The organism is Kitasatospora sp. NPDC023120 (assembly GCF_055560835.1).
This window is the reverse complement of record NZ_JBVHHY010000009.1, coordinates 137,524-150,676: the sequence shown is the minus strand read 5'-3', so window position 1 is coordinate 150,676 and position 13,153 is coordinate 137,524. Positions and strand designations below refer to the sequence as shown.

The window sequence follows — 13,153 nt, the reverse complement described above, 5'->3', positions numbered from 1 at the left end:
CCCACCGTATGGCGCATGACCACGAGCAGCTACTCCCCTCCGGCCGGCGACCCGTGGCCCGAGGCCGCGAACCACCCGCCGCCGGAGGTGCCGCAGCCGGGTCCGGCCCGGCCGGACCCGGCACCGCTCTTCCCCGAGCAGCCCCTGCCGCCCGCCGGCCCCGAGGGACCGGCCTCCTGGTCCGGCCGGCTGCGCACCCTCCCGGCCCGTGCCTGGCGCGGGCGCGCGGACGACCCGCGCTGGGTGCGCCCGGCCCTGCTGGCGCTACTGGCCGCGACCGCCGTCCTCTACCTGTGGGGCCTGAGCGCCTCCGGCTGGGCCAACGCCTTCTACTCGGCCGCCGTGCAGGCGGGCAGCCGGAGCTGGAAGGCCTTCTTCTTCGGCTCCTCCGACGCCGGGAACTTCATCACCGTCGACAAGCCCCCGGCCTCGCTGTGGCCGATGGCGCTCTCGGCGCGGGTCTTCGGCCTCTCCTCCTGGTCGGTGCTGGCCCCGCAGGCGCTGATGGGCGCGGCCACCGTCGGCGTGCTGTACGCGACGGTGCGCCGCCGCTTCTCCCCGCTCGGCGGCCTGCTGGCGGGCGCCGCGCTGGCGCTCACCCCGGTGGCGGCGCTGATGTTCCGCTTCAACAACCCGGACGCGCTGCTGGTGCTGCTGCTGACGCTCGCCGCGTACGGGCTGGTGCGGGCGACCGAGGCGGCGAGCACCCGGTGGCTGCTGTTCACCGGGGTGATGTTCGGCCTCGCCTTCCTCACCAAGACCCTGCAGGCCTTCCTGATCCTGCCCGCCTTCGCGGTGATCTACCTGGTGGTGGCGCCGACCGGGCTGTGGCGGCGGGTGCGGCAGCTGCTGCTCGCGGGCGCCGCGATGGTGGTGTCCGGCGGCTGGTGGGTCGCGATCGTGGAGCTGCTGCCCGCCTCGGCCCGCCCGTACGTCGGCGGCTCGCAGGACGACAGCTTCCTGTCGCTCACGTTCGGCTACAACGGCCTCGGCCGGATCAACGGCGACGAGACCGGCAGCGTGGGCGGCGGCGGACGGCTGCCGGCCGGGCTGGACCTGCCGGGCGGCGCGATGCGCGGCGGCCGTGGCTGGGGCGAGACCGGCCTGACCCGGCTGTTCGGCACCGACATCGGCGGGCAGATCGCCTGGCTGCTGCCCGCCGCGCTGATCCTTCTGCTGGTCGGCCTCTGGGCGACCCGCCGCTACGCCCGCACCGACACCGCCCGCGCGGCGTTCCTGGTCTGGGGCGGCTGGCTGCTCTCCACCGCACTGATCTTCAGCTTCATGTCCGGGATCTTCCACCAGTACTACACGGTGGCGCTGGCCCCGGCCGTGGCGGCACTGGTCGGCATGGGCGTGGACGGGCTGTGGCGGGCGCGGCACCGGCTGCCCTGGGCGCTGGTGCTCGCCGGGACGCTCGCGGTGACGGCGGTGTGGGCGTTCGTGCTGCTCGGCCGTAGCTCGGACTTCCTGCCCTGGCTGCGTTGGGCGGTGCTGGTCGGCGGACTGGCGGCGGCGGTCGCGCTGGTCGGTGGGCAGCTCGCCGGGCGGGCCTCGGGCCGGGCCGGGGCGCGGATCGCCTCGGTGGCGGGCCTGGTGGGCCTGGCCGCGGCGCTCGGCGGTCCGGCGGCGTACGCGGTGGACACCGTCGGCACGGCGCACACCGGCTCGATCGTGACCGCCGGACCGGGCGTGCAGGGCGCGTTCGGGCCGGGCGGCGGCGGACGCAAGGGCGGCAAGGGCTTCGCGGGCAACGGGCGGATGTTCTTCGGCCCGGGCGGGCAGGGCAGTGCCAAGGGGCAGGGCTTCCCGGGCTTCCCCGGCGGCTCCGGGTCGGGCTCGGGCTCCGGGTCCGGTTCCGGCGGGACGGGCGGCCGCCACGACCGCGGCAACGCCACCGTCCCCGGCTTCCCCGGGGCTCAAGGCGCCCCCGGCTTCCCCGGCGCGACGGACCCGGAGGCGATGGGCGGTACGGGCGGCCCCGGCGGCATGGGCGGTGGCGGCATGGGCGGCCTGCTCGGCGGCACCAAGGTGAGCGAGGAGGCCGCAGCCCTACTGAAGGAGAACGCCGACCGCTACACCTGGGCGGCCGCCACGGTCGGCTCCCAGAACGCCGCCGGCTACCAACTCGCCACCGGCGAACCGGTGATGGCCCTCGGCGGCTTCAACGGCACCGACCCCTCGCTGAGCCTGGCGGGCTTCCGAAAGTACGTCCAGGAGGGCAAGGTCCACTGGTTCATCGCCGGCGGCTCCCGCGGCGGCTTCGGCGGCCCGGGCGGCACGGGCGCCACCGAGGGCGCGGGCGCCCGGTCGGGCGGCGACGGGCAGCAGACCTCGGAGAACAGCGAGATCGAGTCCTGGGTGGCCGCCCACTTCACCGCCAGGACCGTCGGCTCGGCCACCTTCTACGACCTGACGGCCCCGGCCTCCTGACCGTCACCCGCACCTCGCAACTCCCCCGGGGGCGTGCCGCGTTCGCGCGGTACGCCCCCTTTCCCGCGGGTGCTCAGTCGGACGGGCAGACCGTCCCCGCCGCCGGCATCCGCCCGTCCACCAGGAACGCGGCGATGGCCGTCCGGACGCACCCGCTCTTGTCGGACGCGGTGTGCCCGTCGCCCTCGCGGGTGAGCAGCACGCCGTGCGCCAGCCCGCCCGCCAGCCGCTGCGCCCACGGGTACGGGGTGACCGGGTCCTCGGTGGAGCCGATGACCAGGACGGGGGCGCTGCCGGGCGCCCGGACCGGGTGCGGGAGTTCGGTCGAACGGTACGGCCAGGGGCGGCAGTCCGGGGAGAGCAGGGTGGTCACGGGGTTGTGCCGGCTGGTCAGCGGGGCCTGGGCGGCGAGGTCGGCGAGGGCCGCGCGCAGCTGCGCCTCGGTGGGAGCCGGCAGGTCGGCGCAGGAGATGGCCGCGAAGGCGTCCGCGACGGTCGTGTAACGACCGTTCTCGCCACGGCCGTTGGCGCTGTCGGCGAGGGCGAGCAGGCCGTCGGCGTCGCCGCGGGTGAGGGCGGGTGCGAGGGCGTCGTGCAGCCGGTACCAGGAGCGGTGGCCGTCGTAGAGCACGTTGAGGGCGGCGGCCCAGCCGAGGGCGGCGGTGAGGGTGCGGCCGTCGCCGGCGCGCAGCGGGTGGGCGCTCAGGCCGTCGAGGAAGTCGGCGAGGTACTGCGGGGCGGTGACCGGGTCGGCGCCGAACGGGCAGGTGTCGGGGTCGTCGGTGGCGCAGGAGGCGGCGAAGGCCCGGAACGCGTTCTCGCCGGCGACGGCCTGCTCGACGTCGAGCCGCATCGGGTCGGTGCCGTGCTCGACGGCGCCGTCGAGCACGAGCCGGCCGGTGCGGTCGGGGAACTCCTCGGCGTAGAGGGCCCCGAGGTGGGTGCCGTAGGAGTAGCCGATGAAGTCCAGCTTGCGGTCGCCGAGGGCGCCGCGCAGCACGTCGAGGTCGCGGGCGGTGTCGCGGGTGCCGACGTGCGGGAGGAGGTCGGCGTGGTTCTTCCGGCAGGCGTCGGCGAGGATCCGGCCGTGGTCGTAGGCCTGGTCGTCGGTGGCGTTCCACTCGTCGCGGGTGCGGTCGTCCAGGCAGTGGACGGGGGCGGTGTCCCCGGTGCCGCGCGGGTCGAAGCCGACCAGGTCGAAGCGGTCGTGCAGCGGCCCCTGGTAGCTCTGCCAGTCCCAACGGATCATGCTGATGCCGGAGTTGCCGGGGCCGCCGGGGTTGATCAGGAGGTCTCCGATCCGCCGGTCCGGGTCGGCGGCGGGCAGCCGGGCGAGGGCGACGCCGATGGTGCGGCCGCCGGGGTCGGCGTAGTCCAGCGGCACGGTGAGGGTGCCGCACTCGATGGTCGGTCCGCCCTGGTCGCCGCCGGCCTCCTCGGGGCAGGGCCGCCAGTCGATCCGCTGTTCGTAGAGCGCGCGCAGGGCCGGGGCGGCGGTGCCGGCGACCAGGTCGTCGAGCGGCGGCCGGCCGGCGGTCCGGGCCGTACCGCCGGAGCCGGTGCAGCCGCTCAGCAGGGCGAGCGCGGCGGCGAGGGCGAGGGCGGGCGGGGTGCGCCGGCGGAACCGGGGAAGCCGGGAGGAGCGAGGGGAACAGGAGATCGTCGGGGCCACCGCCCACGAATACCACCCGAACCGGATCCGTGCCGAGCCGGGTCCGGTCCGGGCCGGGCCGGGTCCGGTCCGGGCCGGGCCGGGTCCGGTCCGGGCCGGGTCCGGTCCGGGCCGGGCCGGGCCGGGCCGGGCCGGGTCCGGTCCGGGCCGGGCCGGGCCGGGCCGGGCCGGGCCGGGTCCGGTCCGGGGGCGCATCGGCCCGGGGCGCATCGGCCCGGGGCGCACCGCGCCCGTCCCCCGCCGCCCGGGCGTGACGCCTCGTCAGCCGCCGATCGCGGACATCGGCCGGTCGGGACGGACGAAGTCCGCGCTGCCGATGGCGTGCCCGGGCCCCTTGCCCGCCACCGACGCCCGCCAGGCCGCCTCGACCGCCACGTCGTCCGCCCCGCCGCGCAGCAGCACCCGCAGGTCCGACTCCTCCGTCGCGAACAGGCAGTTGCGCAGCTGCCCGTCCGCCGTCAGCCGCACCCGGTCGCAGCCCCCGCAGAACGGCCGGGTCACCGAGGCGATCACGCCGACCACCGCGTCCGTCCCCGCGATCCGCCACTCCTCCGCCGGGGCGCTCGGGGCGCTGCCGCGCCGTCCCTCCGGCACCAGGTCGAAGCGCTGCCCCAGCGCGGCGAGGATCTCCTCCGCCGTCACCATCGCCGCGCGGTCCCACGCGCCCTGCGCGTCCAGCGGCATCGACTCGATGAACCGCATCGCGTACCCGTGCTCGACGGCGAATTCGGCCAGCTCGACGATCTCGTCCTCGTTCACCCCGCGCACCGGCACCGCGTTCACCTTCACCGGTCCCAGCCCCGCCGCTCGAGCCGCCGCCAGCCCCGCCAGCACGTCGGCCAGCCGGTCGCGCCGGGTGATCGCCGCGAACCGCTCCGGGCGCAGCGTGTCCAGGCTGACGTTCACCCGACCCAGCCCCGCCTCGCGCAGCGCGACCGCCGTACGCGCCAGCCCGATCCCGTTGGTCGTCAGGGACAGCTCCACCCCGAGCGCGGCCAGCCGGGCGACCAGTCCGGGCAGCCCCCGCCGCAGCAGCGGCTCGCCGCCCGTCAGCCGTACCGAGGCGATCCCCAGCCGCTCGACGGCGATCCGCACCAGGCGCACCACCTCGTCGTCGCTCAGCACCTCCGCCCGGGCGAGCCAGTCGAGGCCCTCCGCCGGCATGCAGTACGTGCAGCGCAGGTTGCAGCGGTCGGTCAGCGAGACCCGCAGATCGGTGTGGACCCGGCCGAAGCGGTCCACCAGCGGGCGCGGTGCGGTGTTCATCGTCCCAGTACAGGCGGCGGGCGGGACGCAGGACCAGCGGCCGAACCACCGGGGAGCGGCCGCCACCTGCGGCTTCGCCTTGTGGATTCCCACAATGCGCGACCCCGCCCGCTACCGGCAGGCTGGGCCCATGCAGACTGCGCCACCGCCCGCCGGGCAGCCGACGCCCGCCGGGGCCGCCCCGCCTCCCGGGGCCGCCCCGGTCGCCGCCCTCGTGCTCGCCGCCGGGGGCGGACGGCGCCTCGGCGGGTGGCCCAAGGCCCTGATCCGGTACGGGGGCCGGCCGCTGGTGGAGCACGCGGTGGCGGTGGTCCGGGCCGGCGGCTGCGCGGACGTCACGGTGGTGCTGGGCGCGGCGGGCGACCGGGTCCGGGCGACCGCGCACCTGCCGGGCTGCCGCCTGGTGGCCAACCCGGACTGGGCGGGCGGCATGGGCTCCTCGCTGCGGGCCGGCCTGGCCGCCCTTCCGCCGCGGGTCTCGGCGGTGCTGGTCATGCTGGTGGACACCCCGGGCGTCACCCCGGCCGCGGTGGCCCGGCTGCTGGCCGCGCACCGGGCGGGCGCCGAACTGGCCGCGGCGGCCTACGACGGGCGGCGCGGCCACCCGGTGCTGATCGGCGCGCGGCACTTCGCCGAGGCGGCCGCGGGCGCCTCCGGGGACGCCGGTGCGCGCGCCCTGCTGACCGCGCACACGGCGGAGGTCGCCCTGGTCGAGTGCGCCGACGTCGCCGTCCCGGACGACCTGGACACCCCCGCCGACCTGGCCCGCTGGTCGGCCGGCTGACCCTCCCCCGCAGGAGGGGGCCCGCTTCGCCCTTGACGGTCAGGGGTCCCTGATCCATCCCTGAGGATTGCCCCATTCCGCGCCCAACGCCGGACATTTCGGGGAGCATGGGAATCGTCCCAACCCACCCGACACCGACGGACGGAGCCCGCGATGGCAGGACTGCCCGACGACTTCACCGGACACGACCCCACACGGCCGGGGGTGGGCGGTGGCGCCCGGGCGATCCGCTGCCCCGCCTGCCGCCGCGAGCACCTGTACGAGCCGCCGTCGCTGCCCTGCCCCTGCGGCGCCTCCCTCAAGGTTCCGCTGCTGCGCGGCGGGGTGCCGGTGCAGGTGCGCTTCCGCTCCTGGGAGGACTCCTGGCTGAGCATGCGCTGCCCGCACTGCGGCCGCTCCGACCAGTGGCCGCAGCCCGAGTTCACCTGCAACTGCGGCGCCACCGTCCGGCTTCCGGTGGACCGCGCCACCCGCCTGGGCAGCGGTACGGCGGGCCCGCTCGCCGCCCCCGGCCCGCAGGCCACCCGCCCCCACCCGGCCCACCCGATGGGCGCCCCGGTGCCCGCCCCGCCCGCGCCGCCCGGAACCTCCGCCGACCGCACCCGCCCGTTCCGCCACCGCGCCCCCTTCCGCCCGCACCCGGTGCGCACCTCGCAGGACGCGGTGTTCACCGCCGCCCGCTACCTGGAGTGGCTCGGCTTCGACGACCTGGAGCTGACCGAGGCCCAGGAGCGGGACGGGGTCACCCTGCTGGGCAGCCGGATGGTCGCCCAGGTCGACACCTGGACCGAGCCCGCCGACGTGAAGTCGGTCGAGTGCCTGTGGCTGCAGACCCTGCACGCCGAGGAGATGGCCGCCGCGATGTTCACCCTCGCGGGTTATTCGCACCAGGCCACCGTGCGCGGCGAGCAGCTGCTGGTGGCCCTGTTCAGCCTGGACCTGGCAGGTGTGCCGCAGCCCGCGAACGGCGCCGCCGAGGCCCTGATGGAGACCGGCTGGACCTCCTGACCGCCCGGACGGCCCCTCTAGATCATTTCTCCTCCGAAAGCAACAACCTCCGCTCGTGATCTGGTGCACAAGCTCACCCCCGTGTTGAATTGCCGCCACAGCGCGGGCCTTTCGCCCTGCCGTCGCCATGCGCACGGGTCGTGGGCGGCAGGGCCCCAGGGGCGGGTCCGCGCCCTGCTGGATGGCGCACACAAGGAGGTGGCGTTGTCGGAGCACGGTTGGTCGGAGCACGGTTGGGGGCCGAGCGGCCCGGACGGGCGGGGGCGGGCGGCAGCGGAGGAGCCGGGCGACACCGTGTGGCGACTGAGGTCCCGGGGGTGCTGGCAGGAGGCCGCCGAGCTGCTCCGCCCGGCCGCCGAGCGGGACCCCGCGGCAGCCCTCGGACGGGCCGAACTCCTCATCGAGCAATGCCTGTTCACCGCCGCGAACTGGACCGAGGCGGAGCAGGCGCTGCGCCTGGCGGAGGCACTGGCGGCCGGGACCGAGCAGCGCGCGGGCGCCGCCTGCGCCCGCGGCTTCCTCGCGTACGTCGCGAGCGTGCTCGGCCCGCGGGACCGGCTGGACGAGGCACAGGCGGCGCTCGGCCGCACCTCGGCCCTGCTGCCGCCGGACGCGCCGGGCCGCCCACTGCTGGACTTCCGGCGCGGACTGGTCGCCGAGAACCTGCTGCGCGACCGCGGCGCCGCCTGGATCGCCTACCGCCGGGCGCACGAGGGCGCCGGCGAGCGCGGGGACGAACTGCTGCGCTCGTACACCTGGCGCCACCTGGCCGCGCTGGCGCTCTCCCGGGGGGACCGCGGCAACGCCCGGGAGGGCTTCGACGCCTCGCTGCGGCTGCGCGAGCAACTCGGCTTCACGGTGGGGGTGGCTCCGGCGCTCGCGGCGCTCGCCGAGGTGTCCGAGCCCGCCGAGGCCGCGCGGCTGCGTGCCGAGGCGGCCCGGCTGGTGCAGGCCCTGGGCGGGGTGCCGGTCTGGCTCGCGCGCCAGCTGGGAGTCCCGGACGCGCCCCGTCACCCCGCCCGCGCGCCGGGGGCTCCCCCGGACGGGCGCATCACGAGCGAGACCCGGGGAACAATCAGCTAAGGTGAGCCTAACCTGGCCGGGGTGAGCAGTGCCCCGGCCGGGTCGGCTTGCCGTTCCCCGGGCACCGCCATGCCCCGGTCCTGCCGCGCCCGGCACATCACCACCGCCGGGCGGCGCCGGGCGGTCCATGGGCGGAGCCCCGGTCGACCCGATGGGGCCCGCCCATGACCGCGAGCAGCACCAGGCCCGGACCCACGCCGTGCGCCCCCCGCAGCACCGGGGCGCAGGCCCCCGTCCCCGCACCCACCCCCCTCACCGCGGGCGCCCCCTCGTACCACCGGCTGTCCGGGCTCACCCCCGTCCTGCGCGTGCGCAGCGCACCGCCCCGACGCGGCGGCGGCTGGCTGCCCGCCGCCGACCTCGCCGCCCGCCCCGAGGCGGTGCGCGAGCTGATCGCCCACGACGCCCGGCAGGGCCTCGCCCGCTACGGGCAGCCGCTGCGCCCGGACGTCGCGGCCGGGTTCGGGCTGCACCGCTTCGTCTGGCCGGTCTCGCTGCTGTTCACCCTGCCGTGGTTCCTGGAGCGGCGCGTGCCGCTGCTCGCCCTCGGGGACGTCTCGCTGCGCCGACGGCCCGAGGCGGTGGAACTGACGGTCCGCCCGACGGAGTTCGCCTGCCTGCCGGACGACCCGGCGGCCGGCTCGCCGCAGGCCCGTCCGATGCCGGACGGGGCCGCGCTCGCCGCCGAACTCCGGTGCGCGCTGGGCGGGTTCCTGGCGCCGGTGCTGGCCGCCTTCCGCCCGGAGGCCCGGCGCGGGCCCCGGGTGCTGTGGGCGATGGCCACCGACGCGGTGGTGGAGGGGCTCTGGTACGCGGGCGGGCTGCTCGGGGAGCCGGACCGGGCGCGGGCCGAACTCTCCGCACTGCTGGCACCCGCCGGGTCGCCGGGCGAGCGCACCGAGCCGGGCGAGCCCGCTCCGTCGGGCGAGCGCGCTCAGTCGGGCGAGCGCGCCGGGCCGCGCGAGCGCATCGGGCCCGCGCACGCGCCCGGTGCGGACGGGAGCCCCGCCCCCGCGCCGGCCCCCTTCACCCCGGGCGCCGGCTTCGCACCCCCGGCTCCCGGGTGCGGCGGCGCTTCGGATGCCCCGGGGTCGGCTGTCGGCGCTTCGGGTACGGACCGGGCCCGGGCCAGCTGTTGCCTCGTCTACACCGTGGAACCGAAGGAGATGTGCGGCGGCTGCCCCCGCGTCACGCGACGTTGACGAAAACCTGTCCGACATCAGATCCGGAAAGCCCGGAATATCAGGAACAATCCGCTTCAGATTTATCTGACAATCTTTTTGTCGCTGAGTCAGAAATCCCTCTCCCCAGCGCATTGACAGCGAATCGGTCATTCGCCCGCCGAGCATCCGTCATGATGGTCCCCGCCACACGACGCAGGAACGCGACGCAGGAAAGCGAGGCTGGTTCCGGCGATGAAATTGTCCGACATACCGCTCGGGTGGGCCGTCACCGGAGTCGCGGGGCTGCTGGTCAGCGCGCTCCTGGTGGCCCTGCTCCGCAGCCGGGGATCCGCCGCCACCGCCGGCGATTCCTGGGAGCGTTCCGAGGAACGGCGCCGCCGCAAGGAATCCCTGTACGGCGCCGCCTCGTACACGCTGCTGTTCTGCTGCGCCGCCGTCGCCGCCGCGCTCTCCTTCCACGGGCTGGTCGGCTTCGGCGTGCAGAACCTCAACCTCTCCGGCGGCTGGGAGTACCTCGTCCCGTTCGGGCTCGACGGCGCCGCGATGTTCTGCTCGGTGCTCGCCGTCCGCGAGGCCAGCCACGGCGACGCGGCGTTCGGTTCCCGCCTGCTGGTCTGGGTCTTCGCGGGCGCCTCGGCCTGGTTCAACTGGGTGCACGCCCCGCGCGGCTTCGGCCACGCCGGCGCTCCGCAGTTCTTCTCCGGCATGTCCCTCTCGGCGGCGGTCCTGTTCGACCGGGCGCTCAAGCAGACCCGCCGGGCCGCGCTGCGCGAGCAGGGGCTGGTCCCCCGGCCGCTGCCGCAGATCCGCATCGTCCGCTGGCTGCGCGCCCCGCGCGAGACCTACGCGGCCTGGTCGCTGATGCTCCTGGAGGGCGTGCGCAGCCTGGACGAGGCGGTGGACGAGGTCCGCGAGGACAAGCGGGAGCGCGCCCTGGACAAGGAGCGCCGCAAGCTGGCCGGGCGCCGCGAGCGGGCCGAGATCCGGGCGATCAACCGCTCCCACAGCACCTGGCGCCGCGGCACCGCCGCACGGCAGCTGGAGTCCGGCTCGGAGCCCGCCATAGCCGGCGGACCCGGGGTCGAACGGCCGGAGGTCGAACGGCCGGAGGTCGAACGGCCCGCAGCAACCGAGCGGCCGGGGCTCGACCGGGCGGGGGCGCAACGCCCCGAGGTGGAGCGGTCCGCCGCGCCGCGCGAGGTCGAGCCCGCCGAGGGCACGGTCGTCCAGCCCGGACTGCCGGCCCGCCCGGAGCGGCGCACCATCGACCTCACGCTGGAGGAGGACACCGTCACACTGCCCCGGCTGGACTCGCTGGAGCGCAAGCTGAAGGACCTGGAGCAGCAGTTCGGCTGACGCCCCGGGGCGCCCTGCGAGGCCGGTGCACCCGGGATGCCCCGGGTGCACCGGGCCCTCAGGCCGTCGCCCGCACTCAGGCCGCCGCCCCGCTGAGCTCGAACCACATCCGCTTGCCGGACCCGCGCGGCTCCACACCCCAGGAGTCCGCCAGCGCCTCGACCAGCATCAGCCCGCGCCCGGAGGAGGCCTGCTCCCCCGGGGTCCGGCGGGTCGGCCAGAGGTCCGACTCGTCCTCCACCTCGACCCGCAGCCTGGTCCGCCCGCCGTCCTGCTCCGGCTCCCGGTAGAGCCGGGCGGTGAACATGGCGTCCCGGTCGGTGTGCCGGATGGCGTTGGTGACCAGTTCGGAGGAGAGCAGCTCGGCGGTGTCGATGAACTCGGCGACGCCCCAGCGGCGCAGCGCGTCGCGCAGCTCGGCCCGCACCTCGGCGACCCGCGCCAGGTCGGCCTGGCCGATCCGACGGCGGAGCTGCTGGGCGGCGAGGCCGCCCGCCGGGCCGTCCCAGCGCAGGAGCAGCAGCGCTATGTCGTCCTCGCGCTCGCTGGAGTCGGCGGCCTGGGAGGCGATCCGGTCGGCCAGCTCCTCCAGCGGGTCGCGGGCCGCCTCGGCGGCGGACGGCAGCGGGCGGGCGAGCGCACGGGTGAGCCGGGCGACGCCCTCGTCCAGGTCCATGCCGCGCGCCTCGACCAGGCCGTCGGTACAGAGCAGCACGGTCTCGCCCGGGTCCAGGCTGAACCGGGTGACCCGGTACTCCTGGTCCGGGTCGATGCCCAGCGGCAGCCCGCCGGCCACCGGCACCACGGCGGCGGTGCCGTCCGCGCGGCGCACCACCGGGTCGAGGTGGCCGGCCCGGACGGCGTAGACCACGCCGTAGTCCACGTTGACCTCGGCGTAGGTGCAGGTCGCGAAGTGGTCGGTGTCCAGGTCGGCGAGGAAGCGGGAGGCGCGGGCCATCACGGCGGCGGGCGGGTGGCCCTCGGCCGCGTAGGCGCGCAGCGCGATCCGCAGCTGGCCCATGATCCCGGCGGCGTGCACGTCGTGGCCCTGGACGTCGCCGATCACCAGGCCGACGTGCCCGCCGGGCAGCGGCACCACGTCGTACCAGTCGCCGCCGATCTGCAGGCCGGAGCCGGCCGCGAGGTAGCGCACGGCGGTCGTCACGCCCGGTACGGACGGGACGGTGCGCGGCAGCATCACCCGCTGCAGGCCGGCCGCCAGCTCGTGCTCGGCGTCGTGCAGCCGGGCCCGGGCCAGCGACTGGGCGACCAGTCCGCCCAGGGTGCTCAGCAGGGTGCGCTCGTCCGCGTCCAGCGCCCGCTCGTCGTCGAAGCTGACCACGCAGACGCCGATCGCCCGGCCGCTGGCCACCAGCGGCAGGTACGCCCAGGAGCCGCGGCCGGTGCGGCTGGCCGTCTCCCACACGTCGGGGTAGCGGTCGCGGAACTCCTCGCGGCTCGAGACGAACACCGGCGCGCGGTTCCGCAGCGCCTCGGCGGCCGGGTGGCCGGCGGGCAGCACGGTGCGGTCCCAGACCGCCAGCGCGTCCGCGCGGTAGCCGGAGGCGCCGAGGATCCGGGCCCGTCCGGCCTCGAAGGAGGCCAGCACCAGGCCGTCCGGAGGCAGCCCGGGCAGCGGCAGCTCGGTGAACACCCGGGCCACGTCACGGACGGTGACGGCTTCGGAGAGGGCGCGCGCCGCCTCCTTGATGAACCGGGAGCGCTCCTCGCGCAGCAGCGCCATCCGGTCGGCGCGGTCGCGCTTGTGCAGCTCGACGGTGGCGTCCCAGACGAAGCCGACCATCCGGGAGGCGCGGCCGAAGGCGTCGGCGAGCACCCGGCCGCGGAAGCGCACCGCGCGCATGCTGCCGTTCGGCCCGACGGTGCGGTAGTAGGCGCCGCACTGGCCGAGCTCGGCGACCGCGCGCTCGACCCGGCGGCGCACCACGGGCGCGTCCTCGGGGTGCAGCAGGGCCAGGAAGGCGTCGGCGGTGCGGTCGAAGCAGGCCTGCCCCTGGGTGTCCAGGCCGATGATCGCGCAGGCCCGCTGGTCGCCCTCCAGGACGTCGCGGCGGATGTCCCAGTCGAAGGAGCCGATGCCGTTGGCGGCCATCGCGGGCTCCAGCCAGTCCGGCATGGAGTCGGCGGAGGCGGGCGGCAGTCCGCCGGAGAGCACGGGTGCCAGCCGGGCGGCGGCGAGGCTGGGGGACGGGCGCACCGCGGGGGCCCGCCGGGCCGACTGCGCGGGCGGCCGGGCCCGGCCCGTCCCGGCGGTGGTGGGGCCGGCGACGGGCTGCTCGACGATGCGGGGCTCCGCGGTCCGCAGCTCCGTTGTGCCGGGCTCCACGGCTCGCCGGTCCGCGCTTC

Annotated in this window: 9 protein-coding genes; 6 read left to right on the top strand and 3 right to left on the bottom strand. The window is 76.7% G+C overall.

Features of this window, described 5'->3' with window-relative positions; genetic code table 11:
* The first annotated feature begins 15 nt into the window (after window positions 1-15).
* On the top strand, window positions 16-2,433 hold the full coding sequence (locus ACZ3TI_RS15485; RefSeq protein WP_465726700.1) for a glycosyltransferase family 39 protein: 2,418 nt from the start codon (window positions 16-18) through the stop codon (window positions 2,431-2,433).
* A 73-nt stretch (window positions 2,434-2,506) separates the two neighbouring features.
* On the opposite strand, the gene ACZ3TI_RS15480 is transcribed toward ACZ3TI_RS15485, so the two are convergent.
* Both ACZ3TI_RS15480 and moaA read right to left on the bottom strand, forming a co-directional pair.
* Window positions 2,507-4,105: an alpha/beta hydrolase gene (locus ACZ3TI_RS15480; RefSeq protein WP_465726699.1), complete on the bottom strand. Its 1,599-nt coding sequence runs from the start codon at window positions 4,103-4,105 to the stop codon at window positions 2,507-2,509.
* 261 nt (window positions 4,106-4,366) lie between these two features.
* Entirely contained in the window at window positions 4,367-5,371 is a 1,005-nt protein-coding gene (gene moaA / locus ACZ3TI_RS15475) for a GTP 3',8-cyclase MoaA (RefSeq protein ID WP_465726698.1), read from the bottom strand.
* A 130-nt stretch (window positions 5,372-5,501) separates the two neighbouring features.
* On the opposite strand from moaA, the gene ACZ3TI_RS15470 reads away from it, so the two are divergent.
* The 5 genes from ACZ3TI_RS15470 (at window position 5,502) to ACZ3TI_RS15450 (ending at window position 10,786) form a co-directional block, all read left to right on the top strand.
* Window positions 5,502-6,155: a nucleotidyltransferase family protein gene (locus tag ACZ3TI_RS15470; RefSeq protein ID WP_465726697.1), complete on the top strand. Its 654-nt coding sequence runs from the start codon at window positions 5,502-5,504 to the stop codon at window positions 6,153-6,155.
* Window positions 6,156-6,308: 153 nt separating this feature from the next.
* Window positions 6,309-7,163, top strand: a complete 855-nt coding sequence (locus ACZ3TI_RS15465) for a hypothetical protein (protein ID WP_465726696.1) — start codon at window positions 6,309-6,311, stop codon at window positions 7,161-7,163.
* A gap of 294 nt (window positions 7,164-7,457) precedes the next feature.
* Window positions 7,458-8,246, top strand: coding sequence for a hypothetical protein (locus tag ACZ3TI_RS15460; RefSeq protein ID WP_465726695.1), 789 nt, complete (start codon window positions 7,458-7,460; stop codon window positions 8,244-8,246).
* 164 nt (window positions 8,247-8,410) lie between these two features.
* On the top strand, window positions 8,411-9,448 hold the full coding sequence (locus ACZ3TI_RS15455; protein WP_465726694.1) for a (2Fe-2S)-binding protein: 1,038 nt from the start codon (window positions 8,411-8,413) through the stop codon (window positions 9,446-9,448).
* Window positions 9,449-9,661: 213 nt separating this feature from the next.
* Complete coding sequence (locus ACZ3TI_RS15450) at window positions 9,662-10,786, top strand: DUF2637 domain-containing protein (RefSeq protein ID WP_465726693.1); 1,125 nt, start codon at window positions 9,662-9,664, stop codon at window positions 10,784-10,786.
* Window positions 10,787-10,862: 76 nt separating this feature from the next.
* On the opposite strand, the gene ACZ3TI_RS15445 is transcribed toward ACZ3TI_RS15450, so the two are convergent.
* Entirely contained in the window at window positions 10,863-13,133 is a 2,271-nt protein-coding gene (locus ACZ3TI_RS15445) for an ATP-binding SpoIIE family protein phosphatase (protein ID WP_465726692.1), read from the bottom strand.
* Window positions 13,134-13,153 lie beyond the last annotated feature (20 nt).

Excerpts from the sequence above, each read along its gene's own strand:
- ACZ3TI_RS15485 (WP_465726700.1), top strand. The coding sequence starts at position 16 with ATGACCACGAGCAGCTACTCCCCTCCGGCCGGCGACCCGTGGCCCGAG.
- moaA (WP_465726698.1), bottom strand. The coding sequence starts at position 5,371 with ATGAACACCGCACCGCGCCCGCTGGTGGACCGCTTCGGCCGGGTCCAC.
- ACZ3TI_RS15470 (WP_465726697.1), top strand. The coding sequence starts at position 5,502 with ATGCAGACTGCGCCACCGCCCGCCGGGCAGCCGACGCCCGCCGGGGCC.
- ACZ3TI_RS15465 (WP_465726696.1), top strand. The coding sequence starts at position 6,309 with ATGGCAGGACTGCCCGACGACTTCACCGGACACGACCCCACACGGCCG.
- ACZ3TI_RS15455 (WP_465726694.1), top strand. The coding sequence starts at position 8,411 with ATGACCGCGAGCAGCACCAGGCCCGGACCCACGCCGTGCGCCCCCCGC.
- ACZ3TI_RS15450 (WP_465726693.1), top strand. The coding sequence starts at position 9,662 with ATGAAATTGTCCGACATACCGCTCGGGTGGGCCGTCACCGGAGTCGCG.